General features: G+C 70.3%; 18 protein-coding genes and 1 riboswitch. Of the genes, 9 read left to right on the top strand and 9 right to left on the bottom strand.

Going from position 1 to position 22,641, the window contains the following annotated elements:
* Positions 1-2: 2 nt before the first annotated feature.
* The 4 genes from ACFFGE_RS06500 to ACFFGE_RS06485 are packed head-to-tail and all read right to left on the bottom strand — an operon-like array spanning position 3 to position 5,192.
* On the bottom strand, positions 3-1,364 hold the full coding sequence (locus ACFFGE_RS06500) for a glycoside hydrolase family 28 protein (protein WP_376835438.1): 1,362 nt from the start codon (positions 1,362-1,364) through the stop codon (positions 3-5).
* Positions 1,361-2,698 (bottom strand): glycoside hydrolase family 28 protein, encoded by a 1,338-nt coding sequence (locus ACFFGE_RS06495; protein ID WP_376835437.1) that lies wholly within the window; start codon positions 2,696-2,698, stop codon positions 1,361-1,363. Before ACFFGE_RS06495 ends, ACFFGE_RS06500 begins: the two co-directional genes overlap by 4 nt.
* Entirely contained in the window at positions 2,698-3,933 is a 1,236-nt protein-coding gene (locus ACFFGE_RS06490; protein ID WP_376835436.1) for a mandelate racemase/muconate lactonizing enzyme family protein, read from the bottom strand. Before ACFFGE_RS06490 ends, ACFFGE_RS06495 begins: the two co-directional genes overlap by 1 nt.
* Complete coding sequence (locus ACFFGE_RS06485; RefSeq protein ID WP_376835435.1) at positions 3,930-5,192, bottom strand: mandelate racemase/muconate lactonizing enzyme family protein; 1,263 nt, start codon at positions 5,190-5,192, stop codon at positions 3,930-3,932. The genes ACFFGE_RS06490 and ACFFGE_RS06485 overlap by 4 nt, the downstream gene beginning before the upstream one ends.
* Before the next feature lie 178 nt (positions 5,193-5,370).
* Here ACFFGE_RS06485 and ACFFGE_RS06480 point away from each other — a divergent pair, with 178 nt between their 5' ends.
* The 3 genes from ACFFGE_RS06480 (at position 5,371) to ACFFGE_RS06470 (ending at position 10,707) form a co-directional block, all read left to right on the top strand.
* Positions 5,371-7,995, top strand: coding sequence for a TonB-dependent receptor (locus tag ACFFGE_RS06480; protein WP_376835434.1), 2,625 nt, complete (start codon positions 5,371-5,373; stop codon positions 7,993-7,995).
* A gap of 73 nt (positions 7,996-8,068) precedes the next feature.
* Positions 8,069-9,310: a glycerate kinase type-2 family protein gene (locus tag ACFFGE_RS06475; protein WP_376835433.1), complete on the top strand. Its 1,242-nt coding sequence runs from the start codon at positions 8,069-8,071 to the stop codon at positions 9,308-9,310.
* 65 nt (positions 9,311-9,375) lie between these two features.
* The gene (locus tag ACFFGE_RS06470; RefSeq protein ID WP_376835583.1) at positions 9,376-10,707 is read left to right on the top strand and encodes a dicarboxylate/amino acid:cation symporter; all 1,332 of its coding nucleotides are present in this window, start codon (positions 9,376-9,378) and stop codon (positions 10,705-10,707) included.
* A gap of 212 nt (positions 10,708-10,919) precedes the next feature.
* On the opposite strand, the gene ACFFGE_RS06465 is transcribed toward ACFFGE_RS06470, so the two are convergent.
* Positions 10,920-11,057 carry a hypothetical protein gene (locus ACFFGE_RS06465; protein ID WP_376835432.1) on the bottom strand — a complete coding sequence of 46 codons (138 nt, stop codon included), beginning with the start codon at positions 11,055-11,057 and terminating at the stop codon, positions 10,920-10,922.
* A 172-nt stretch (positions 11,058-11,229) separates the two neighbouring features.
* On the opposite strand from ACFFGE_RS06465, the gene ACFFGE_RS06460 reads away from it, so the two are divergent.
* A complete protein-coding gene (locus ACFFGE_RS06460) occupies positions 11,230-12,861 on the top strand; it encodes a peptide chain release factor 3 (protein WP_376835581.1) in 1,632 nt (543 codons plus the stop codon).
* A gap of 144 nt (positions 12,862-13,005) precedes the next feature.
* Here the strand turns inward: ACFFGE_RS06460 and yczE are convergent, their stop codons facing one another.
* The gene (gene yczE / locus ACFFGE_RS06455; RefSeq protein WP_376835431.1) at positions 13,006-13,614 is read right to left on the bottom strand and encodes a membrane protein YczE; all 609 of its coding nucleotides are present in this window, start codon (positions 13,612-13,614) and stop codon (positions 13,006-13,008) included.
* A gap of 59 nt (positions 13,615-13,673) precedes the next feature.
* On the opposite strand from yczE, the gene yczR reads away from it, so the two are divergent.
* Complete coding sequence (gene yczR, locus ACFFGE_RS06450) at positions 13,674-15,107, top strand: MocR-like transcription factor YczR (RefSeq protein WP_376835430.1); 1,434 nt, start codon at positions 13,674-13,676, stop codon at positions 15,105-15,107.
* Here the strand turns inward: yczR and ACFFGE_RS06445 are convergent.
* Entirely contained in the window at positions 15,104-16,201 is a 1,098-nt protein-coding gene (locus ACFFGE_RS06445; protein ID WP_376835429.1) for an alkene reductase, read from the bottom strand. The two genes, yczR and ACFFGE_RS06445, sit on opposite strands and share 4 nt — an antisense overlap.
* Before the next feature lie 133 nt (positions 16,202-16,334).
* Between ACFFGE_RS06445 and ACFFGE_RS06440 the strand changes: the two genes are divergently transcribed.
* Positions 16,335-16,670, top strand: a complete 336-nt coding sequence (locus tag ACFFGE_RS06440) for a hypothetical protein (protein ID WP_376835428.1) — start codon at positions 16,335-16,337, stop codon at positions 16,668-16,670.
* 96 nt (positions 16,671-16,766) lie between these two features.
* Positions 16,767-18,023 carry a hypothetical protein gene (locus tag ACFFGE_RS06435; protein WP_376835427.1) on the top strand — a complete coding sequence of 419 codons (1,257 nt, stop codon included), beginning with the start codon at positions 16,767-16,769 and terminating at the stop codon, positions 18,021-18,023.
* Here ACFFGE_RS06435 and metB read toward each other — a convergent pair.
* Complete coding sequence (metB, locus tag ACFFGE_RS06430; protein WP_376835426.1) at positions 18,020-19,207, bottom strand: cystathionine gamma-synthase; 1,188 nt, start codon at positions 19,205-19,207, stop codon at positions 18,020-18,022. The genes ACFFGE_RS06435 and metB overlap by 4 nt on opposite strands.
* Positions 19,207-20,244 (bottom strand): homoserine O-succinyltransferase MetX, encoded by a 1,038-nt coding sequence (gene metX, locus ACFFGE_RS06425; RefSeq protein ID WP_376835425.1) that lies wholly within the window; start codon positions 20,242-20,244, stop codon positions 19,207-19,209. The genes metB and metX overlap by 1 nt, the downstream gene beginning before the upstream one ends.
* A 77-nt stretch (positions 20,245-20,321) precedes the next feature.
* Positions 20,322-20,436, bottom strand: a riboswitch (SAM riboswitch).
* Between the two features lie 186 nt (positions 20,437-20,622).
* Between metX and ACFFGE_RS06420 the strand changes: the two genes are divergently transcribed.
* Together ACFFGE_RS06420 and ACFFGE_RS06415 are read left to right on the top strand one after the other, a co-directional pair.
* Complete coding sequence (locus ACFFGE_RS06420; RefSeq protein ID WP_376835424.1) at positions 20,623-20,760, top strand: hypothetical protein; 138 nt, start codon at positions 20,623-20,625, stop codon at positions 20,758-20,760.
* A gap of 109 nt (positions 20,761-20,869) precedes the next feature.
* Entirely contained in the window at positions 20,870-22,588 is a 1,719-nt protein-coding gene (locus ACFFGE_RS06415; protein ID WP_376835423.1) for an amino acid kinase family protein, read from the top strand.
* The last annotated feature ends 53 nt before the right edge of the window (positions 22,589-22,641 follow it).

Below are 22,641 nucleotides of genomic sequence, written 5' to 3'. Positions count from 1 at the left end.
GCTCAGGCCGGTGCCGTCACCGCCCGGCCGTTAACGCGCACGCCCTCCAGCCTCAGCCGACGGGTGTCGCGGATCAGGTCGGGCTCCGTCGCCCGGTCGCAGCTGACGTTTCGCAGCAGCACGTCCTGGACCGGCGCGCTCGGCACGCCGGCGATCCGGAGCGCCTGCTCGGCCTCGACGCAGCGCACGTCCTCGACGCGGAAATCCCGGTAGGTCGGGGGGAAGTTCCCGCCGCGCCAGCTGTGATAGTCGGTGGTGAAATGGATAAGGCTCTCGGTCTTCTCGACCGCCACGTCCTTGATGCGGATGCGCTCGATGACGCCGCCCCGGTCCAGATTGGCCTTGAAGTAGAGGGCGTGCTCGGCGTGGGGCACCGCCAGCCGGCGCACCCAGATGTCGTTCGCCCCGCCTGACATCTCCGAGCCGATGGCGAAGGCGGCGGCGATGTCGGTCCGCATCTCGCAGTCCTGGACGACGATGGCGCGGCTGGGTCGAGCGACGCGCCAGCCGTCCTGATCCCGCCCGGACTTCACGGCCACGCAGTCGTCCGAGACATCGAACCGGCAGCCCTCGATCAGGACGTTGGTGCAGCTGTCGGGGTCACAGCCGTCGCTGTTCAGATGCTTTGACACCACGCCGATCCTGCGGACCGTGACGTGGTCGCAGTAAACAGGGTGGATCACCCAGAACGGACTGTCGGCGAAGGTCGGGCCCTCGATCAGCACGCGGCGGCAGTCGATGAACTGGAGGAAGGCGGGGCGCAGTTTTCGCCCCAGGCCGAAGACCCGGTCCGACACCGGCACGCCTTCGGCGCCCATCTGACGCAGCAGCGTCTGGTCCGGCCGCTGCTCGGGCCGCCAGGTGAACCAGTAGTCGCGCCCGCCGCCCTCGAACCGGCCCGCGCCGGTCACCGCCACGTCCGTGAGGCCGCGCCCATAGATGAGGGGAGAGTGGTTGAAGACCTCCGTCCCCTCCCATCGGGTGAAGACGGTCGGATAGAAGCGCGCCTCTGGTGTGAAGCGGACCACCGCCCCGGCTTCGACGTGCAGCTCCACGCCGCTGCGGAGATGGATCGGCCCGTCCAGGCGCCACTCGCCCGCCGGGAGGATCACACGGCCGCCGCCCGCGTCCGCGATGGACCCGATGGCGGCCAGGACGGCGGGCAGCGCGTCATGGGCGCCGGTCCGCGCCCCGTGCTCCGTGATGCGAGTCTCCCGTGCGGGGATCCTCGGCGACTGGATGCCGGCGACGATGGCGTCCGCCCTGGACCAAGAGTCGGCCGCAGGGCGGGCGATGGATCCGCATCCGCCGAGGCCCGCCACCAGACCCCCGGCGAGCAGGCTCCGTCGCGTCGCGGCGTTCATCGGACAGACACCGGGCCGGCGTCGACGGTGACGTCGCTCGAGTTCGGCAGGGCCAGAACGGCGCGCTGGTCGCCCGGCGCGATCCCCCGGACGTCCAGGCCCCGCACGCTCGCCCCCGCGACATGGCCCAGCACCACATGGGCGACGACGCCGGAGTGATCCGCGGCGCCGGGCACAGGCTGGAAGCGTCGGTTGCCCCGGGGTTTGCCGGCGGTCGCGGCGAGATCCTGAGCGTCCTCCACCCGCATGCGTATGTCGGTCAAGGTCAGGTCGCGGACCGGGGAGCTCGGGTGTCCCCCGATCAGGATGTTGCCGGCGGTGGTGATGTCCAGCCCATCGAAGGTCAGGCCCTCGATCCGCCCGAGCGGCCTCGGCCCGTCCGCACGATCGTCGATGTCGACGAAGATCGGAAAGTGGCGCCAGTGCCGCCCCCCCGTCGCGATGCGGATGTTGGAGAACCGGTTGTTCGCATAGAGCCCGCCGTGGATCATGAAGAGCGCCACGCCATACCGGGACTCGGTGATGGTCAGGTTGGAGAACAGGCTGTCGCGCACGCCGCTCTCCGAGCGCGTGCCGAACTTCAGGGCGCCGTCGTCGGAGCTGATCCGGCAGTTGGTGATCTGAAGTCGCTCGACGAAGCGTCGACGGGCCTTGGTCACGACGCCGTCGTCGCCGACCGAGATCAGGCAGTTGGAGACACGCACGTCGGCGCTGTCGATGATCTGCAGTCCATCGGTGTTCGGACTGTCCCACGGAGCGGTGAGGGTCACGCCGTCGATCACGACGTTGTCGCAGTCCTTCACGGCGCTGAGGTACATCGGGGTGTCCCGGACCGTCACGTCGCGGATCGTGACATTGCGGCAGCGGTCGACGATGAGGCCGAAGCGCAGGCGTTCGGCGTCCGGGGTCGGCCACGCGGCCGCGCCCTGGCCGTCCAGCACGCCCTTGCCGCTGATCAGTAGGTCCTCCGCGCCCTGGGCCACCACGAAGGCGCGATGTTCGCCGTCGATCACGGGCGCGAAATCGTCCAGCCGGGTCGAGGCCGCCAGAACCGCGCCTGGCGCGAGGTGGAACTCCATGCGCGAGCCCAGCCGAATCTGGCCCGAGACGAAACGGCCCGCCGGGGTGACGACCCGGCCGCCCCGATCCCGGCAGTCGTCTACGGCCGCCTGTATGGCGGCGGTGTCGAGCGTTTCGTCGTCGGCGACGGCGCCGTAGTCGGTGATCAGGCAATCCTGGCCCCGGGCCTGAGGCTGGACCTGGGCCTGAGCCTGGACCTGGGCTGCGGCGCCCCAGAGAATGAGCGAGGCCGCAGCGCAAAGAAACCGGGTCATCACAGACGCTCCGCTGAAGGCCACAGGGCCGGATCGAAGGTCACGCCGAAGCCGACGCCCTCCGGCAGGGTCAGCACGCCGTCGCGGGGGGCGATGCGGGGCTCATGCGGGAAGTCGAGGTCGCGTCCCTGGCCCCTGTATTCCTGAAGGCCGTGCAGGTTCGGCGCATAGGCGGCGAAGTGGATGAGCTCGACCGTCTCGGAGCCGCTGCGGGGATAGTGAGGCGCCACGCCGACGCCGGCGGCGGAGGCCATGCGCTGCACCTCCAGCGTGCGCGCCATGCCGCCGTTGTACATGAAGTCGGGCTGGAGCACGTCCAGCGCCCGGTTCTCGATCAGCCAGCGCCAGCGTTCCAGGCTGTTGTCCTGTTCTCCGCCCGCGATGGCCAGCGAGGTGCGCTCGACGACCTGCCGGGTCATCTCGACATCCTCGAAGGGACAGGGCTCCTCGAGGATGGCGACGCCATGATCCTCCAGCATGCGGCAGAGCTCGATCGCGGCCGGCGCGTCATAGCTCCCATTGGCGTCGGCGTAGATCGTGAAGGCGTCGCCGAAATACTGGCGCACGGCGCGCACCACGGCCTCGGAACGGCCGGGGCTGGCGTCTTCATTGCGGCTCATGCGCCCGCCGACCTTGATCTTGACGCCGCGTGCGCCGGTGGTTTCGACCTCCTCGGCCAGCCAGGCGACCTCCTCCTCTGGCGTGGTGTTGCGCCTCAGCGAGGAGATGTAGATCGGGATCTCCGTCCTCTGGACCGGCCCCATGAACTCGACGCAGCGCACGCCCGCCGTCCGGCCCATCATGTCCCAGATCGCCAGCTCCAGATGGCCGACGGCGGTCCAGAAGGGTAGGGAGGCGAACTTGTATTCCCGCGTGTAGAGCTCGCGGATCAGCCGCTCGATGTCGCGCATGTCCTGGCCGACGAGGCGCGGCTTGACCACCAGGCGGAACAGGCTGGAGACCTCCGCCATGCGGCTGTTGGCCTTGACCACGCCCTCCACGCCGTCCTCGGAGACCACGCGCACGAACTCGTGGCGGCCGTCGACCTTCAGCATCTCGGCGGAGCGAAGGACCACCGGCCGATCCAGCCAGCGGCGGAAGTCCACCTGATCGGCGGAGGCTTCGGGAAAGGCCAGCAGACCGTCCGGGCGGCGAACCGCCACCTGGGCGCAGGCGGGGCCGGCGAGGGCCGCCGCGCCGAAGCCGGCCAGCAGGGCGCGTCGATCCATCCTCATTGCGGCAGGATTCTCGTCGCCGTCGACCAGATGGACGGGTCATACTCGATGCCGAAGCCCGGAGCGTCGGAGACGGGCAGGGTTCCGCCGCGTGGAGCCATCTGGGGTGAGTGGGCGAAGTCGAGCGCGTCGGGACGCGAGCGATACTCCTGGAACCCGTACAGATTGGGCGCGACGGCGCAGAGGTGCAGCAGCGGGCTGGTGTCGGCGTTGTTGCGGGGAAAATGCGGGTTGTAGAGCAGGCCCGCGGCCTCGCTCATCTGCTGCACGGCCACGCAGCGCATCATGCCGCCGTTGTACATCGGGTCCGGCTGCAGCACGTCATAGGCGCGGTTGTCGCAATACCAGGCCCACTTCTCGAAGGCGCAGTCGTTCTCGCCGCCCGCGATCAGCAGGTCGGTGCGGTCGGTGACCTGCTTGGCCATTTCGAAGGCTTCGAACGGGCAGGGTTCCTCCAGCATGGCCACGCCATAGGACTGCAGCATGCGGCACACCTCGATCGCCGTCGGCGCGTCATAGGCGCCGTTCGCGTCGGCATAGATCGTCATCCCGTCGCCGAACGCCTCGCGCACGGCCTTGACCATGGCCTCCGACCGGCCCTCGTACATGTCGGTGTTGCGGCCCATGCGGCGGCCGATCTTGATCTTGATCGCCTGGCAACCGGTCTCCTCCACGCGGCGGCGCAGGTGATCGACCTCCTCCTCCGGCCGCGTGCCGCGCTGGTTGGAGGACAGATAGACCGGGATCTCGTCCCGAAGTTTGCGGCCCATCAGGGCGTGACAGGCCTTGCCCACCGTCCTGCCGATCAGATCCCAGACCGCGACTTCCGCCTGGCCCATCGCGCTCCACCAGGGCACCGAGGCGTATTCGTAGTCGTCGCGGTATCCCCGCTCCAATATCCGATAGAGCCGGCGCATGTCCTCGCCGATGAACTTCGGCATGACGAACAGGCGAAAGAACTCGATCGTCTCCTCGGCCTTGGTCGATGCTCGCACGACCCCCTCGACGCCGTCGGCCGAGACGGCTCTCACCAGGATCGTTCCCTCCTGGGGCGTGCGCCAAAGCTCTAGGGCCCGCAGCACGATCGGCTCGGGCGCGATCTCGCTCAGATCCAACGGGGGAGCCGGATCGATCGGAAAGCGTAGCAGACCCTCGGGGTCCCGTCTGGGCGGATGGACGCTCGTGGCGCGAACCCGTCCGGCCCCTGCCCAGAACCCGACGGCTGCGGCGGCCAAGGCGGTGCGTCGATTGGTGATCATGGCGCAATCTCCGTTACGTCACCCTAGACCGGCCTGACCAATATCCGCAACCCGCCGTGTCCGGTCAGGCGACATATGAGAATTGGTCAGGACGATTTTGACATCCGGACAGGGCGGAGCTATGGGTGCTGACAAGCCGATCCATAAGCGGCGCGAACACATCCACGGGAGGACGGCCATGCGCCGAGGGGTTTCATCTATCGCCATCATCACCGCGCTCGCCGGTCCGGCGGGGGTCGCCTGGGCCCAGGATCCGGTGACCGAGGTCGAGGGGATCGTCGTCACCGGCCAGCGCGGGGCCATCGCCTCGGCCCGGGCGGCGGAGCGGGAGGCTGACAATCTCACCAACGTGGTCTCCGCCGACTCGGTCGGCCAGTTCGGGGACCAGAACACCGCAGAGGCGCTGCAGCGCCTGCCGGGCATCAACATCGAGCGGAACGAGGGCGAGGGCCGCACGGTGTCGGTGCGGGGCCTGCCGTCGTCCTTCACCCAGGTGACCGTGAACGGCGTGAGGGTCGGCACCTCGGAAGCCGGATCGAGCACGGTCGCGCTGGATGTCATTCCGTCTGATCTGCTCGGCCGCATCGTGGTGTCCAAGACCTACACGCCCGACATGGACGGCGACACCATCGGCGGGGCGGTGGAGCTGCAGAGCCAGTCGGCTTACGACCAGCCGGGCGATCGCTACACCCTGCGCGCCGAGGGCAACTATCAGGAATACGCGGGCAAGTGGGGCCCCGAGGTCTCGGGCAGCGTGGCCCGGCGGTTCATGGACGGCGATCTCGGTCTGGCGATCTCCGCCAACTACTCCGAGCGCTTCATCAACGGCGACGACCTCAGGAATGAGGAGGGGCTGCGCGCCATCACGCGCGGCGGAACCACCTTCCTCTATCCCAACGAGCTGAACCAGCGGTTCGAGATCGGCGAGCGCGAGCGCTTCGGCGGCACCCTCAACCTCGAGTACCGCCCACGCGACGGCATGGAGCTGTTCTTCCGCGCCCAGTTCACCCAGCTGAACGACGACGACACGCGGGTCCAGCAGCTCTGGCAGACCGAGCGGTCGACGGGCAGCGAGGTGCTGGACATCACCGACACCTCGGGCACCTTCAACGACGTCCGCAACCGTTATCAGGTCTTCTTCCAGCCGACCGAGGATCGTCTGCTGTCGCTGTCCGCCGGCGGCGAGTACCGTTTCGCGAACGACTGGGAGATCGACTACCAGCTCGACCACTCGCGGTCCCGATGGTCGCAGGAGGACGGACTGCGTCCCCGTTTCCAGCTTGACAACATCCAAGCTCAAGCCAGCTACGGGCCTGACAGTCTACTCGTGCTCGGGTTTCCCGAAGGGCCCGGCGACATCGATTTCGACGACTTCGACGAGTACGAGTATTCCAACTTGCTGTTCATCGAGGAGGAGCGGACCGACGAGATCTCCTCGGGCCGGTTCAACATTCGTGCGCCCTTCTCGGCCTTCGGCCCTGGAGGCTATGTTCAGTTCGGCGCGAAGTACCGCACCCGCGACAAGGAGGCCGACAAGGCCGAATACAACGGCAGCCCGGACGACGCCGGCTTCGAGCTCACCTACGAGGACCTGCCTCTGTTCAGCCCGGACAGCAACTTCCGGGAGTTCGGCCCGTTCGTCGACCTGGACGTGCTCCGCGACCTCGCGCTTCAGACGCGGGACGCCCTGCTGAGCGATCCGACGTTCCAGCGACAGGACAACACGGTGGCTTCCGACTACCGGCTGGGCGAGGACGTCTCGGCGGCCTATGTCATGGGCAACTGGCGTCTGGCCCCCAATCTGACGCTGATCGGCGGCGTTCGGGTCGAGCAGACCGAGTTCTCGAGCCAGGGCTTCTTCTTCGAGAGCGACGACAACGGTCTGGATGCGAACGGCCAGCCGCTCACCGCCATCGACCTCGGAACCTACGAGAAGGACTACACGGACTGGCTTCCGAGCGCCCTGATCCGCTGGGAGCCGTCCGACAGCATCGTCGTGCGCGCCTCCTACGGTCGGGGGATCAAGCGGCCGGACTTCGAGGACGCGCGGAACAGTCAGGCGGTGCGGTTCGATGCCGATGAGCCCGACGACACCCGCGAACTGGAGGCCGGCAACCCGTTCCTGGACCCGCTGATCGCCGACCAGTTTGACGCTTCGGTCGCTTTCTATCCCTCCAGGCAGTCAGTGTTCCAGGTGGCGGTGTTCCACAAGGAGATCAGCGACTTCTTCCTGGATTTCGAGACCGACGACATCACCCAGACTCCCATCGTGCTGCCCGCCGGGGTCGCCACCAACTTCGACAGCATCGAAACGGTCATCAACGGCGGCGAGGCGAGTGTCACCGGGGTCGAGCTCTCCTATTCGCAAACCTTCGTGCAACTGCCGGGCCTCTGGTCCGGCCTGTTCCTGGAAGGCAACGTGACCCTGGCGGACAGCGAGGCGGAGACCAGCGAGCGGCCCGGCGAGAGCTTTCCCTTCCCCGGCCAGGCGGACATCTCAGGCAACCTGTCCCTGGGGTGGGAGAATGAAGTCCTGTCCATGCGCCTGGCCGCCAATCATCGCGGACGGGTTCTGTCCGGCCTTTCCGGCGACGGGATCGAGGACCGCTATCGCGCGCCCTACACCCAGCTCGACGTGAACCTGAGGTGGAACGTCACAAGCGCCGTTCAGCTGTACGTCGATGGCGTCAATCTGACCGGAGAAAAGGACGTGCGCTACTATGTCGGCGGTCGCCAGAGCCTGTTCGAGCGGGTCCAGGACTTCGGCTCCACCTATCAGGTCGGTTTGCGCGCGACCTTCTGACAACGAAACGCCTGGCCTGGCGGCCCTGACGGGCCGCCGCCGCTCCCCGGGCCGGGTTCACTGGAGGCGGCGGTTGCTAGAACCTCAGGTGCTGCTGCGGCGACTTTTCACCGTCGCGGTGACCGCCGCCTCCGATTTTTCCGGCATAGCGGAACGCATGCCCCCGACCCGGGGCCGCGTACGCGTGCTCGCCGCCGGGAAGGCGGCGGCGGCCATGGCGGCGGCGATCGAGGCGAACCCACCTTCCTGGCTTTCTCCGACGCAGCTGGATGGCCTTGTCGTCACCCCGCCCGGGCACGGTCTTCCCCTGAACCGGTTCTCGGCCATGACAGCCGGACATCCCCTGCCGACCGCCGCTTCGGCGCAGGCCGGGGAACGCATGCTGTCGCTCGCGGCGGAGCTGGGCGAGGGCGATCTGCTCGTGGCGCTGATTTCCGGCGGGGCCTCGGCCCTGCTCGCCGCGCCGATCGAGGGGCTGACGCTTCAGGACGAGATCGAGCTGAACCGTCGCTTGCTGTCCGCCGGCGCGCCGATCGCGCAGATGAACGCCGCGCGGGCACGACTGTCGCGCATCAAGGCCGGCGGACTGGCGCGGGCCGCGCACCCCGCCTCGATCGCCACCTTCATCGTCTCGGACGTGCCCGGCGACGATCCGGCCGTCGTGGGGGGCGGGCCGACCCTCGAGCCGTCCGCCAGGGGCCAGGAGGACGCGCTCGCGCCGCTTTCCCCCCGGGTCGCCGCCGCCCTGTCCGCCCGCGTCCCCCGACCGCCCCTCGCGCGGGGCCCCGTGTATGTTCTGCGGACGGGACGGGACGCCCTGGCCGCCGCTGATGGGGAAGCCAGGCGCCAGGGGCTTGATGTGATCAACCTCGGCGCTGACCTGCAAGATCAGGCGCGGGCGTTGGGTCGCGCGCATGCGGGCCTGGCGCGGGATCTGGTGACCGGCGCGACGGGGATGCTGGTGCTGTCGGGGGGCGAGACAACCGTGACCGTGGCCGGCTCCGGTCGAGGAGGGCGAAACACCGAATACCTGGCGTCGTTCATGACCGCGCTAGGTCCCAGCCGTCGCGTATGGGCGCTGGCGGCCGACACCGACGGGATCGACGGGGTCGGGCCGGCGGCGGGGGCGCTGTCGCGGCCCGACAGTCTTGAGCGAGCCGAGGCGATCGGGCTCGATGTGGCCGGTCTGATCGCGAATAACGATACGCTGAGTCTCTTCGAAGCCTTGGGCGACGCTATCGCCACCGGACCGACCCGCACCAACGTCAACGACTTCAGAGCCATTCTGGTCCTGCCTCCCGGAGCCGCCGCTTGACCGAAGACCTGACCGCCCGCCCGCCCCGCAAGCGTCGCTCGACCGTCGTCCGGGCCGCCCCCGGCGTGTCGCCGCCCGAGCCCGCCGCGGCGCCGCAGACGCCGCGCCGCAAGCCGATCTGGAGCCAGCTCTATGTGCAGGTGATCGCCGCGATCGTGCTGGGCGCCGTCATCGGCCATGTCTGGCCGACGTTCGGGGAAAGTCTGAAGCCGCTGGGCGACGCCTTCATCCGGCTGGTGAAGATGATCATCGCGCCGGTGATCTTCCTGACGGTGGCGGTCGGCATCGCCCACCTGCGCGACCTGAGGAAGGTCGGCGGCGTGGCGGGCAAGGCCTTCGCCTACTTCCTGGCGGTGTCCAGTTTCGCCCTGGTGGTGGGGCTGGTGGTCGCCAACGTCGTGCGGCCCGGCGCGGGCATGGGGGTGGACCCCGCGACCCTGGATGCGGGCGCGGTGAGCGGCTACGTGGCCGGCGCCCAGGAAAGCTCGATCGTCGGCTTCCTGATGGAGATCATCCCCGAGACCGTGGTGGGCGCCTTCGCCGGGGGCCAGATCCTTCAGGTGCTGTTCTTCTCGATCCTGTTCGGCGTGTCGCTGGCGGCGATCGGGGACCGGGCCCAGCCGGTGATGACCGTGCTGGAGGCGGTGTCGGAGGCCTTCTTCAAGCTGGTGGCCATCCTGATGAAGGCGGCGCCGATCGGGGCGTTCGGGGCCTTCGCCTTCACCATCGGCCGCTACGGCATCGAGTCGATCGTCAACCTGGCGGCGCTGGTCGCGACCTTCTATCTGACCTCGGCGGCCTTCATCCTCGTGGTGCTGGGCGCGATCGCGGCGCTCAACGGCTTCTCGATCCTGAAGCTGATCCGCTACCTGCGGGAAGAACTGCTGCTGGTGCTCGGGACCTCGTCGTCCGAGGCGGCGCTGCCCAGCCTGATGGCCAAGATGGAGAAGGCCGGATGCGACCGGCCGGTGGTGGGGCTGGTCGTGCCGACCGGCTATTCCTTCAACCTGGACGGCACCAACATCTACATGACCCTGGCGGCGCTGTTCATCGCCCAGGCGTGCGGGGTCGAGCTGTCGATCGGCGAGCAACTGCTGCTGCTGGGCGTGGCGATGCTGAGCTCTAAGGGCGCGGCCGGGGTGACGGGGGCCGGCTTCATCACCCTGGCGGCGACCTTGGCGGTCGTGCCCAGCGTCCCGGTCGCGGGCATGGCGCTGATCCTGGGCGTGGACCGGTTCATGAGCGAGTGCCGGGCGATCACCAACTTCATCGGCAACGCCGTGGCGACCGTCGTGGTCGCCCGCTGGGAGGGCGCGCTGGACAGGGACGCCCTGAATACGGCGCTCGCCGGGCCGCCCGCCCCGGCGCTGACGCCGGCGCAGTCGGACGCGGACTGAACGGACGCCGCGGTCTTGGGGGAGCCGTCGCGATCGGCTCCCTGACGCCGGGTCGGGTCAGCGGCGGCCGGCGAGGGCCTGGTTCATCCCCGAGCCTATGCCCGCTCCGGCGAGACCGCCTCCGCCAGCTACACGCTCCCCCGCACCGACACCGGCGCGACCCAGGAGGGCAGTTCGAGACGAGCATTGCGTCCAACTGAGCCGGTTTCGGTCTAGAAGATCAGTCTGAAAAGCAGGTGTATCCCCAGCCCGCCGGCGAAGATGACGCCCAGGCCGGTGAAGAAGCACAGCGCCGGATGCGGCTTGGATGGATCGGCGGCGGCGCGGTCGGCCGGATGCAGCAGAGCCATGGGGCCCTCCGTTGAGATCGTTTCGTCCCTACGGTCGCCCCGGCTTCACGTGGCTGGACGCGTACCGTGACGCGACGATGACACCGAAAGCGCCGTTCGACCAGACCGACGCCGGTCACGATCCTGCGCGTGATTGGACTTGGACGCCGCCGACCGCTATCGCGCGGGCCGCATGTCCAAGCTGTCCCTCTCCGAAGAAGCGTCCCGCCGCAGGACCTTCGCCATCATCGCCCACCCGGACGCCGGCAAGACGACCCTGACCGAGCACATCCTGCTGGCCGGGGGCGCGATCCGGGCGGCGGGCGCCGTACGCGCGCGGGGCGAGAACCGGCGGGCCCGTTCGGACTGGATGAAGATCGAGAAGGAGCGCGGCATCTCCGTCACCGCCTCGGTCATGACGTTCGAGCACGACGGCAAGATGTTCAACCTGCTCGACACGCCGGGCCACGAGGACTTCTCGGAGGACACCTATCGGACCCTGACGGCCGCCGACTGCGCCATCATGGTGCTGGACGCCGCCAAGGGCATCGAGCCGCAGACGCTGAAGCTGTTCGAGGTGTGCCGCCTCAGGGACATCCCGATCATCACCTTCATCAACAAGCTGGACCGCGAGGCCCAGGACCCGATGGCGCTCTTGGACGAGATCGCGTCGCGGCTGGCGCTCGACCCCTCGCCGATCTGGTGGCCGGCCGAGAGCGGCAACCGGCTGCGCGGCATGGCCGAGGTGGGCGCCGGCCGGTTCCAGCCCTATGTGAAGAAGCCCGCAGGGTCGGACGAAGACCCCGACCACGGCGATCCCCTGCCGCTGGATCAGGCCGCGTCCTTCTTCGAGGGCCGCGAACAGGCCGATCTGGCCGATGCGCTGGAGCTGGTGGAGGCGGGCTACAAGCCGTTCGACCGGCAGGCCTTTCTGGAAGGCCACATGACGCCGGTCCTGTGGGGATCGGCGCTGCGCCACTTCGGCATCGAGCAGCTGTTGAAGGCCATCGGCGACTGGGCGCCGCCGCCCAAGGTCATGCCGGCGAAGAAGGAAGCGCCGCCCGAAACCCGCAACGCGCCGGCGCCCGAGGCGCTGTCGGTCGAGCCGGGCCGCGACGAGGTGACCGGCTTCGTCTTCAAGGTCCAGGCCAACATGGACCCGAACCACCGCGACCGCATCGCCATGTTCCGCATGGCGTCGGGCGCCTTCAAGCGCGGCATGAAGCTGAAGGTCCAGAACACCGGCAAGCAGCTGAGCGTGAACGCGCCGATCATGTTCTTCGCCTCGGACCGGGAGCTGGCCGAGGAGGCCTACGCCGGCGACGTCATCGGCATTCCGAACCACGGCGTGCTGCGGGTCGGCGACAGCCTGTCGGAGAGCGGCCTGATCCGGTTCGCCGGCCTGCCGAACTTCGCGCCGGAGATCCTGCAGCGGGTGCGGGTCAAGGATCCGCTGAAGGCCAAGCATCTGAAGAAGGCGCTTGAAGGCCTGGCCGAGGAGGGCGTGACCCAGCTGTTCCGGCCCGAGCTGGGCTCGGACTTCATCGTCGGCGCGGTGGGCCAGCTGCAGTTCGAGGTCATGGCCGATCGCCTCGGCGAGGAATACGGGCTGGACGTCGTGTTCGAGCCCAGCCCCTACGCGGAGGCCCGCTGGATCGACGGCGACAAGGCCGACCTCGAGGACTTCGCCGGCAAGTACCGGCCCCAGATGGCCGTCGACATCGACCAGAACCCGGTCTTCCTGGCCAAGTCGAGCTGGGAGACCGGGTACGTCGCGGAACGCTTCCCGAAGGTGAGGTTCACCAAGACCCGGGAGCGCGGATAGGCCGCAGAGCTGAACCCGGACGCCCCTGCCATCGCTCTGACGCCGACCCTTGCCGTTAGGAGCGTCATGACGACCGCAGGCGCTTCTGCGAAACGGCGGAGGTGCCAGAGAACGCGCGGTTCGCGACGGGGGCCTGGCGGCCGCCTAAGCCGCCGGGGCCGGCCCGGTCGAGGGCTCGGGCGCGATCTCGAACATCGGCAGGAACAGCTGCAGCAGGGGTCCGTTGGTCAGGGCGTAGAGCACCGTGCCCACACCGATAGCGCCGCCCAGCATCCAGCCGAGCGCGAGCACGGCCAACTCGATCCCCATCCGCACCCAGCGCACGGGCCAGCCGGTCAGTCGCACCATGCCGGTCGTCAGGCCGTCGCGCGGCCCCGGCCCCAGACCGGCGCCGATGTAGGCCCCCGTCGCCGCGCCGTTCAGCACCACGGCGCCGACGAGGAAGGCGATCCTCAGCGCCAGCCCCTCGATCGGCGGGATAATCCACAGCACGATGTCGGCCGACGTCCCGATCAGCAGGACGTTGCAGATCGTTCCCAGCCCCGGCTTTTGCCGGAGCGGAATCCAGACCAGCAGCACCAGGGCGCCCACCAGATTGACGATGAGGCCGAGGCTGAGCCCAGTGATCTCGGCCAGACCCTGGTGGAAGACGCTCCAGGGATTGAGGCCCAGCCCCGCCTCGACCATCAGGGCGAGCGACGCCCCATAGAGGAAGAGGCCGAGCTGAAGCTGGGTGAAGCGGCGCAGGAACATGAGGCCATCATCGGTCAACCGGCCTTGAAATCCATAGCCACTCTATACAAGGTGGCCCTATGTCCGTGACCATCACCCTGTTCGCGCTCAGTCGTCATCTGGAGGGACTCGGCGATGTCGGTTCCGACACGGTGGCCTATCGGCGACTGGCCAAAGGGCTGAAGGCCCTGATCCTGGATGGCCGTCTTCCGATCGATGCGCGCCTGCCTGGCGAACGCAGCCTCGCCCAGGCTTTGGGCGTCAGCCGCATCACCGTCAGCGCCGCGATGGACAGGCTCAGAGACGAGGGCTTTCTGGTCAGCCGGGTCGGTTCGGGGACTTACACCGCCCTGCCCGTCCAGCGCGGCGCGGCGCCGGAAGGCCTGTTCCATCTCGACGCCGCGCCCGGCGTCATCAACATGGCCACCGCTGTCCTGCCCGCCGGCGCCCCGGTGCATCAGGCCTTCGCCAAGGCGATCGAAACCCTGCCCTTGCTCCTGCCCGGGCATGGCTATGACCCCGTCGGCCTGCTGGCGCTCCGGGCCGCCGCAGCCGAACGAATGTCGCAGGCCGGGCTGGCCAGCGATCCCGAGCAGTTCGTGATCACGGCCGGGGCCCAGAACGGCTGGTCGCTGGTGCTGCGCGCGCTCGGTCGGCCGGGCGAGAGCGTGATCATCGACCACCCCACCTACCCCCACGCCATGGAGGCCGTTCTGCGCGCGGGGCTTAGGCCAGTACCGGTCGCCCTGGGCGAAGACGGCTGGGACGTGGAGACGATGATCCGCACTCTGCGGCGGGTGCGGCCTCGTCTCGTCTATCTGATCGGAGCGCACCAGAACCCCACGGGTCACGTCCTGTCGACCGAAGACGAGGCCAGGATCATCGCCGAGGCCGAGACTGTCGGCGCCGTCGTCGTGTTCGACGACACCCAGCGGGAGCTGTGGTTCGACCGACCCCCGCCGCCACCCGGCGGAGGCGCGAACGTCATTCGGCTGGGGTCGATGAGCAAGTCATGGTGGGGCGGCCTTCGCGTCGGCTGGGTCCGCGCGACGGGCCAGTGGCGCGAGGCGATCATCAAGGCGCGCGCCTCGATGGACCTGGGCGTGGCCGTGATGGACCAGTTGGCCTCCGCCCACCTGCTGCTCGGCGATCAGGCGGCGCTGGCCGAGCGCCGGGTCGAGTTGAAGGCGCGCGAGAGCGCCCTGGCCACGGCGCTGCAAGACCGCCTGCCCGACTGGCGCTTCCGACGACCAGCGGGCGGATTGTCGCTGTGGGTGGCCCTGCCCGGTCGGTCGGCGAGGCCGCTGGTCGAGGCCGCGCGGGGCCGAAACCTCATGCTTGCGGAAGGGACGCGCTTTGGGCTGGACGGCGCCTTCGAGCGATTCCTGCGCCTGCCTTACTGCCTGCCGGAAGCCGATCTCGTGGCCGTCGTCGAGACGCTGGCGGAGCTGTGGGCCGGTCTGGACAAGGCTCCGGCGCGCCGCTCGCGGATCGACGCGCCGGACGTCTTCTAGGCCTCGACCGTCTCCAGGAAGGGGTAGTCGGTATAGCCCTTCTCGTCGCCGCCGTAGAAGGTGGCGCGGTCCGGGGTGTTCAGGGGCGCGTCGGTCTTCCAGCGGTCCACCAGGTCGGGGTTGGCGAGGAAGGGCACGCCGACGCTGACCAGATCGGCGCGCCCGTCCGCCAGGGCCGCCTCGGCCTTGGCGCGGTCCAGGCCGCCGTTCAGCATCAGGGGACCGCCGAACGCCTCACGCAGCGCCTTGGCCAGCCGAGGCGAGCCCTCGGGACCGGCCATGGGATGGGGCGGCTCGGCCTCGATGACGTGCAGATAGGCCAGCCCGAACGGCTTCAGCGCCGCCGCTACATGGGTGAACAGGGCCGCCGGGTCGCTGTCGGCCATGTCGTTGTTCGTGCCCACCGGCGAAATGCGCACGCCGACGCGGTCCGCGCCGATCTCGGCTACGATCGCCTGGGTCACCTCAAGCAGGAAGCGGACGCGGTTCTCGATCGCGCCGCCGTACTGATCGGTGCGCGTGTTGGAGCCGTCGCGCAGGAACTGGTCGATGAGGTAGCCGTTCGCCGCGTGGATCTCGACGCCGTCGAAGCCGGCCTCGTGGGCGCGGCGGGCGGCGTGGGCGTAATCCTGGACGACGCCGGCGATCTCGTCGGTGGTCAGGGCCCGGGGCGTGACGAAGGGGGTGAAGGTGAAGTCCGGCTTCATCGCCTGACCCTTGGCCGCGACCGGCGACGGCGCGACCGGCTGGCCGCCGTCCGGCTGATAGTCGGGGATCGACACCCGGCCCACGTGCCACAGCTGGGCGACGATCCTGCCGCCCTTGGCGTGAACGGCGTCGACCACCGCGCGCCAGCCCGCGACCTGGGCGTCGGTGAAGAGGCCGGGGGTGTTCGGATAGCCCTGACCCTGGCGGCTGATCTGGGTCGCCTCGGTGATGATCAGGCCCGCCCCGGCGCGCTGGGCGTAGTAGTCCGCGGCGGTGGCGTTGATCACCTCGCCGGCGCCGGCGCGGCTGCGCGTCATCGGCGCCAGCGCCACGCGGTTCTTGAGCGGGATCGCGCCCAGGGTGATCGGGTCGAAGAGCTTGGACATCGGCAACACCTCCTGTTGCAAACCGAGGCCGTCATGTGGGAGGCCGCGAACGGAACGCCAGAGGGGGCGATCGCCTTTCTTCGACCACGGCCGCGTGGTCTAGTCGCAGGCGAAATCGACGGAGCCCTCCGCCTTGATCCTGACGGCGATCCTGACCCTGGCCCTGGCGCAACAGACGCCCGCCCCGCCGCTGTCATGGGCGGAGACGCTGCGCTGCGCCGGACTGACCCAGGCCGCCTCGGAGCTGGAGGGCGGCGAGAGCGGCGAGGGCCGCGCCCTGTCCGACGCGGCCCTGTTCTGGGCGCTGGCGACGGCGCAGGCGGGGGCCGCCGCCGGCAAGAGCGAGATCGAGGTGGATCGGGAACAGACCGCCGCGCGGACCCTGGCCGTCCGACAGCTCACCCGGCGCGATCCCGCCGCGCGCGAGGCTCTGGCCGCCTGCCGCGCCCGAACGCCCAACCTCGGCTGATCGAACCGTCGTGGCGGTGGAGACGTTAGCGCGAAACCTGCAAGGGGCCGTCCGACGGTCCCGTCACGGGACGAAAGGACGATCAAGGCGCTTCCCATGTTCGACTTCGGACGTGATCTGAGACGGCTGTTCAGCCGGCGACGCCCGGCCGAGGATCTCGGCTGGGTCGAACTGCTGCCCGTCGCCGCCCTGGAGCTGGAAGCCAAGCGGGCGTCCGTCGATGCGGGCCGGGTCTCGGCCGCTCAGCCGCACGAGGCCGCGTTGAAGTCCGCCGCCCTGTGGCGAGAGCATGCGCGCCGCCGGGGCCGGCTCGACAGCCTGGAGCGGGCCGACGCGGCGGCGGCCGACGCCGTCCTGAACGCGGGCGACGGCGGACGCAGGATCGCCGGTCGCATGTCGGCCATAGCCAATCTGATCGCGCGCTTCGATCTGGTCGGCGGACCGGAGGGCCTGGCGGCGGCGGGACGCATGCTGGAGGACCTGGGCGATCCGCCCACGGACGTCTTGAAGGCCGAGGCGGCGGTGCTGCACGCCCGGCTGGCGCTCAGGCTGGGCCTGCTGCTGGCCATGCCCACGGCGCGCCAGGACTCCCTGGCGCTGGCCGACGCCGCGCTCAGCGCCGCCGAGGTCGTCGGGCTGCCGACGGCGATGCTCGACGACCTGAGGCTGGAGCGGGCGGGCGCCCTTCTGGAGGCGGGCCTGGCGGATCGCGATTCGCGCCTGCTGGATCAGGCGGGCCGGCTGTTGCGCGAGATGGTCGAGGCGTCGTCCGCCGAGGCCAGGCCGCTGACGCGCGCGCGCGCGCTGGCCCTGTGCGGCGTCGGCCTGGGCGCCCTGGCCCGGATGGCGGGCGACGCGGCGGCCCGGACCCAGGCCGTGGCCATGGTCGAGGCGGCGACCGACCTGTTCACGGCGGACCACAGTCCGCTGGACTGGGCGGCCCTGCTGGTCGCGCGCGGCGATCTGGAGCAGCCGCCGTCGCTCGCGCATCTCAGGGCCGTGGAGCGCCTGCTGGCCCCCGACGCGTCCATCCTGGCGGCGGCCCTGAGGGAGCGGCGTCTGGAGCAGGAGGCGCTGGCGGCTGAGAAGGCGGGCGACCTCGGCGCGCTGTCGAAGATCGAGGCGTCGCTGCGTCGGCGTCTGGGCGCGCGCGCGGCGGGCGTGGCCGAGCCGCCGCACGCGTTTGACTGGATCGCCGACCAGATCGCACTGGGACACGTCGCCGCCGCGCGCGGACGGCTGCTGGGCCGCCCTGCCGCCCTGCCCAGGCTGGCCCTGGCGGAAGCCGTGGCGCTGGCCAAGGAGGAGGGGGCGTTCGCCCTGGCCGCCCGCGCCGAGGCGCTGTTGACTTAAGCGGCCTGCGCCACGCGGCCGTGTCGGAGGGCCGCGTCCAGCCCCGCCGACAGATCGGCGAGCAGGTCCTGCGGCGCCTCGAGCCCGATCGACAGTCGCAGCAGCCCGTCCGTGATCCCCGCCTCGATCCGCGCTTCCGGCGTCATGGCGGCGTGGGTCATGGTCGCCGGGTGGGCGATCAGGCTTTCCACCCCGCCCAGGGATTCCGCCAGGGTGAAGACCTGGAGCGTCTCGACCAGCGCGCGGACCGCTTCGGTCCCGCCGTTCAGCTCGACGCTCAGCATGGCGCCGAAGCCGGTCTGCTGGCGCCGGGCCAGGGCATGGCCGGGGTGGCTGGGCAGGCCCGGATAGTGGACCGCCTTGACCGCCGGATGCACGATCAGCGCCTCGGCGACGGCCTGCGCCGACCGCTGCTGCTGCTCCAGGCGGGGAAACAGAGTGCGCACTCCACGCAGAGTCAGATAGGCGTCGAACGGCGAGCCGGTGACGCCCAGACAGTTGGCCCACCAGGCGTAATGTTCATGGTCCGCCGGATCGGCCGAGATCAGGGCCCCGCCGACCACGTCGGAATGGCCGTTGATGTATTTGGTGGTCGAATGCACGACCACGTCGGCGCCCAGCCGGATCGGCTGCTGCAGGGCCGGCGACAGGAAGGTGTTGTCCGCGATCACCTTCGCCCCCGCCGCGTGGGCCAGGCGGCAGATGCGCTGGATGTCGACGATGCGCAGCAGCGGGTTGGAGGGGGTCTCGACGAAGACCAGCTTCGGGCCCTCGGCCAGGGCCGCCGCGAGCGCCGTCTCGTCGTTCTGGTCGACGAAGACGACCCGGAAATGGCCCTTCCTCGCCCGGGCGCACAGCAGGCGGTGGGTGCCGCCGTAGAGGTCGTGCGGCGCGACCAGCAGGTCGCCGGGCTCGAGCGGCGACAGGGAGAGATCGACCGCCGCCATGCCCGTCGCGGTGACGACGCAGCCGGCGCCGCCCTCCAGCCCCGCCAGGGTCTCGGCCAGCACGTCGCGGGTCGGATTGCCCGAGCGGGTGTAGTCGTAGCGCCGCTTCTGCTCGAACCCGGCGAAGGCGTAGTTGGACGACAGATACAGCGGCGGCATCACCGCGCCGTGGGCCGGGTCCTGGTCGACGCCGCTGCGGGCGGCGAGGGTGCGTGGATCGGGGCGGCGGTCGCTCATCAGACGATCTCCTTGAGCGCGGTGCGAAGGACGTCGCCGACCAGCGCGTCCTCCTTCAGGAAGGCGTCATGGCCATACAGCGACGGCGCCTCGACGAAGCGGAACAGCAGGGGGAGGCGGGCGGCGAGCTCGCGCATGTCCTCGATGGGCACCAGCCGGTCCGAGGTGAAGCCGACGAGCGTGGTCGGCACGGTCACCGACTCCGGCTGCACCGCGTGGCGGTCGATCGAGTCCGACAGGCTGATCCAGCGGGCCGGGGTGGTGTGCTTGCGATAGGCCCGGCCGCGCGCCACCAGATAGTCGCAGACCGGATAGGCCTGACCCGCCCGGGCCGGGGCCTCGACCTCGAAGCGGGCGTCGAACTCGTCCGCGGTGCGATAGGTGGTCATGGCCAGCTGGCGGGCCAGCGCCACGCCGTCCTCCGGGCGACCCGCGGCCTCGGCCAGCTCGAGGATCCGCCGCTGGACGCCGCGCCAGGCGATCGCCAGCGGATGGGCGCGGTGGGCGGCGGACACGACCAGCAGCTGCTCGACCCGGGCCGGGAACAGGACGGCGAAGGCCAGGGCGATCATGCCGCCGTAGGAACAGCCGACGAAGGCCGCCAGCCGCTCGATCCGCAGGTGATCGAGGACCAGCGCCAGCAGCCGCGCCTGATCCCGCGTGGTGATGGTCACGGCCCGGTCCAGGCCCTCCGCGCCCGGGGCGAAATCGAAGGCGAGGACCTGGAGCCGGTTGAGGTCGATGGGGCAGCGCGGACCCACGGCGCCGGACCACCAGCCCAGGCCGTTGGTCTCGGTGCGGTGCACGAAGCGCCCCGAAGAGATGCCGCCGGCCACCGCGACCACCGGGGCGCCGGCAGGGCCGTGCAGGCGGGCGAGGATCGCGGATTGAGGAAGCCGGTCGCCGGACTCCAGCCGGAAATCGGCGGGGATCGGCACGCGCGCGTCGACGGCGTCCTCACGCCGGGAGGCGGGGCGGGGGCGGGCCCGACAGAGGGGCTCCAGATCGGTCTGAGGGTCGGCGAAGGCCAGGGTCATCGGGTCGTCCACATCGTTCAGCCCGACAAGGCTCGTGCGGCGACAGACCCGTGGACGCGTCGCCTGATCGACGCCTCCACCCATCTCTCGGAAGGCCGGCGAGGCCTCCGCAGGAGTTGGCACCGTTTCGGGCGGAACCCGATGGTTGCCCCGGCGTCAAAGGGCCTATCCCTCAGCCGGTCTTGATGAGCTGACCCTAGACTGTTCGCAGGTGCGGCGGCGGTCAAGCGCAAAAATCGACTAATCTCGCCCCACATATCCGCGCGATCACCGGCGATGGACTGAGCCGAAGTCCTGTCGCGCAAGTTTCATGCTTGGCGGGTTGACAGGCCGTCGCGCTCGCGGTCATGCTGACGGCAGACCTGAACGGAGCGTCCCGTGGCGCGCGCTGACCACATCACCGGCCTGACGATCGCCCTCGCGGCGACGGGCGCCGGCGTGCGCGGCCTCACCTCCGGTCTCATCGGCGGCGGTATGACCACCACCACCATGCCCTCCGGGGCGGGGACAGGTTAGCGCACGCCGAACCCAGGCAAGCGACAGACCCGACCCCCGCCCGGCCCCGCCAGGCGGGGTTTTTCACGTCCCATCCCCGCCGCCGCCAACGACCTTCCGGAGCCTCCCGATGTCCCCCCTCGATCTGATCGACCGACCCGCTTCCGCCCGACTTCGCGTCGCCGACAAGCCCGCCCCCGCCGCGGAGGTGGTGGTGCTGAAGTTCGGCTCGTCCGTGCTGCGCGGCGTCGAGGACGCGCCCCGCGTCGCCTCGGAGATCTACCGCCACGTGCGCGAGGGCCGTCGGGTGGTGGCGGTGGTCTCGGCCCTGGCCGGTGAGACGGACCGGCGGCTGGCGGAGGCGCGCGGCCTGGGCCTGGCGCACGACAACGACCTTCTGCCGGCCTATGTGCTGGGCGGCGAGGAGAAGGCGGCGGGCCTGCTCGCCATCGCCTGCGACCGGATCGGCCTGGACGTGGAGGCGCTCGGCGTGCGCGAACTCGGCCTGAAGGCGGTGGGCGCGGCCGAGCACGCGCGGCCCGTCGGGGTCGAGGGCGGGCGTCTGGCGGAGGCGCTGGCCCGCCGTGAGGTGGTGATCGCCCCCGGCTTCGGCGCGGTGCGGCCGTGCGGGCGGCTGGCGCTGCTGGGTCGGGGCGGCACCGACCTGACGGCGGTGGTGATCGCCTCGGCGCTGGGGCTCGATCACGTGCGGCTGGTCAAGGACGTCGACGGCCTGTTCGACCGCGATCCCAACGGCGCCGATCCGGCGGCGCTGCGGTTCCAGGCCTGCGACTGGGCGACGGCGAAACGGGTGGGCGGTAGGCTGGTCCAGGCCGACGCCCTGGAGCTGGCCCAGGCCGAGGGGCTGGAGATCGTCGTCTCGGCGCTGGGCTCGTCCGGCGGGACGCGGATCGGCGCCCGACTGGAGGCCCCGGTCGCGCCGCTTGAGGATCGGCCGGTTCGGGTCGCCATCGCCGGCTGCGGCGTGGTCGGCGGGGGGCTCTACGCGCGGCTGTCGGCGGACCCGAGGTTTCAGGTGGTCGGCGTCCTGGTGCGCGATCCCGCGCGACCGCGTGACGTGGCGGTGGACCCGGCGCTGCTGACGACCCGCGCCGACGACCTCCTCGCGCGCGAGCCGGAGATCGTGCTCGAGGCCCTGTCCGACGGCCGCGCCGGCCATGATCTGATCGTCAAGGCGCTGGAGCGGGGCCTTCGCGTCGCCAGCGCCAACAAGCAGGCGATCAGCCTGGACCCCGCGGGCCTGCAGGCGCTGGCCGAGCGGTCGGGCGCACGGCTCGCCTATTCGGCGGCGGTCGGGGGCGGCGTGGCCATGATCGAGACGCTGCGCAAGGCGCGCGAGGCGGGCCCGATCGCCGGGTTCGAAGCGGTGCTGAACGGCACGGTCAACTTCATGCTCGACCGGCTGGACCAGGGCGCCCCGTTCGATCAGGCGTTGGCGGAGGCGCGCGCGGCGGGCTTCGCCGAGGAGGACCCGTCGGCGGATCTGGAGGGCCACGACTCCGCCGCCAAGGTCCGGCTGCTCGCCTACGAAGCTTTCGGACGGTTGCCCGAACACCTGCCGCTCGACGCGCTGAACGCCGCCTCGCCGCCGCGCGAGGCCGGCGTGCGCCAGATCGGGGCGTGTCGCTCGATCGGCGGCGTCCTGGGGGCGGAGGTGCGCCTCAAGCCGGTCGAGGAGCCGCTGTTTCTCGCGCTGCACGGCGAGCGGAACGCCTTGCGCGTCGTGGGCGCCGACGGTCGCGTCTGGACCTGCAAGGGACGCGGCGCCGGCCGCCACGCCACCTGCGAGAGCGTTCTAGCCGACCTGCATGATCTCGTGGCCGCGTGATCGGCAAAATTCACCCTGATGGCGCCTTTCCGGCGGACAGTCATGGAACTTTC

This window comes from Brevundimonas balnearis (assembly GCF_042434805.1).
GTDB classification, from domain to species: domain Bacteria; phylum Pseudomonadota; class Alphaproteobacteria; order Caulobacterales; family Caulobacteraceae; genus Brevundimonas; species Brevundimonas balnearis.
Note: the sequence above shows the minus strand (reverse complement) of the source record. Positions and strands in the feature narration are given on the sequence as shown.

Excerpts from the sequence above, each read along its gene's own strand:
- metB (WP_376835426.1), bottom strand. The coding sequence starts at position 19,207 with ATGAGCGACCGCCGCCCCGATCCACGCACCCTCGCCGCCCGCAGCGGC.
- ACFFGE_RS06485 (WP_376835435.1), bottom strand. The coding sequence starts at position 5,192 with ATGATCACCAATCGACGCACCGCCTTGGCCGCCGCAGCCGTCGGGTTC.
- yczR (WP_376835430.1), top strand. The coding sequence starts at position 13,674 with ATGTCCGTGACCATCACCCTGTTCGCGCTCAGTCGTCATCTGGAGGGA.
- ACFFGE_RS06495 (WP_376835437.1), bottom strand. The coding sequence starts at position 2,698 with ATGACCCGGTTTCTTTGCGCTGCGGCCTCGCTCATTCTCTGGGGCGCC.
- ACFFGE_RS06445 (WP_376835429.1), bottom strand. The coding sequence starts at position 16,201 with ATGTCCAAGCTCTTCGACCCGATCACCCTGGGCGCGATCCCGCTCAAG.
- ACFFGE_RS06435 (WP_376835427.1), top strand. The coding sequence starts at position 16,767 with ATGTTCGACTTCGGACGTGATCTGAGACGGCTGTTCAGCCGGCGACGC.
- ACFFGE_RS06460 (WP_376835581.1), top strand. The coding sequence starts at position 11,230 with ATGTCCAAGCTGTCCCTCTCCGAAGAAGCGTCCCGCCGCAGGACCTTC.
- ACFFGE_RS06465 (WP_376835432.1), bottom strand. The coding sequence starts at position 11,057 with ATGGCTCTGCTGCATCCGGCCGACCGCGCCGCCGCCGATCCATCCAAG.
- yczE (WP_376835431.1), bottom strand. The coding sequence starts at position 13,614 with ATGTTCCTGCGCCGCTTCACCCAGCTTCAGCTCGGCCTCTTCCTCTAT.
- ACFFGE_RS06480 (WP_376835434.1), top strand. The coding sequence starts at position 5,371 with ATGCGCCGAGGGGTTTCATCTATCGCCATCATCACCGCGCTCGCCGGT.
- ACFFGE_RS06490 (WP_376835436.1), bottom strand. The coding sequence starts at position 3,933 with ATGAGGATGGATCGACGCGCCCTGCTGGCCGGCTTCGGCGCGGCGGCC.
- ACFFGE_RS06500 (WP_376835438.1), bottom strand. The coding sequence starts at position 1,364 with ATGAACGCCGCGACGCGACGGAGCCTGCTCGCCGGGGGTCTGGTGGCG.
- ACFFGE_RS06415 (WP_376835423.1), top strand. The coding sequence starts at position 20,870 with ATGTCCCCCCTCGATCTGATCGACCGACCCGCTTCCGCCCGACTTCGC.
- metX (WP_376835425.1), bottom strand. The coding sequence starts at position 20,244 with ATGACCCTGGCCTTCGCCGACCCTCAGACCGATCTGGAGCCCCTCTGT.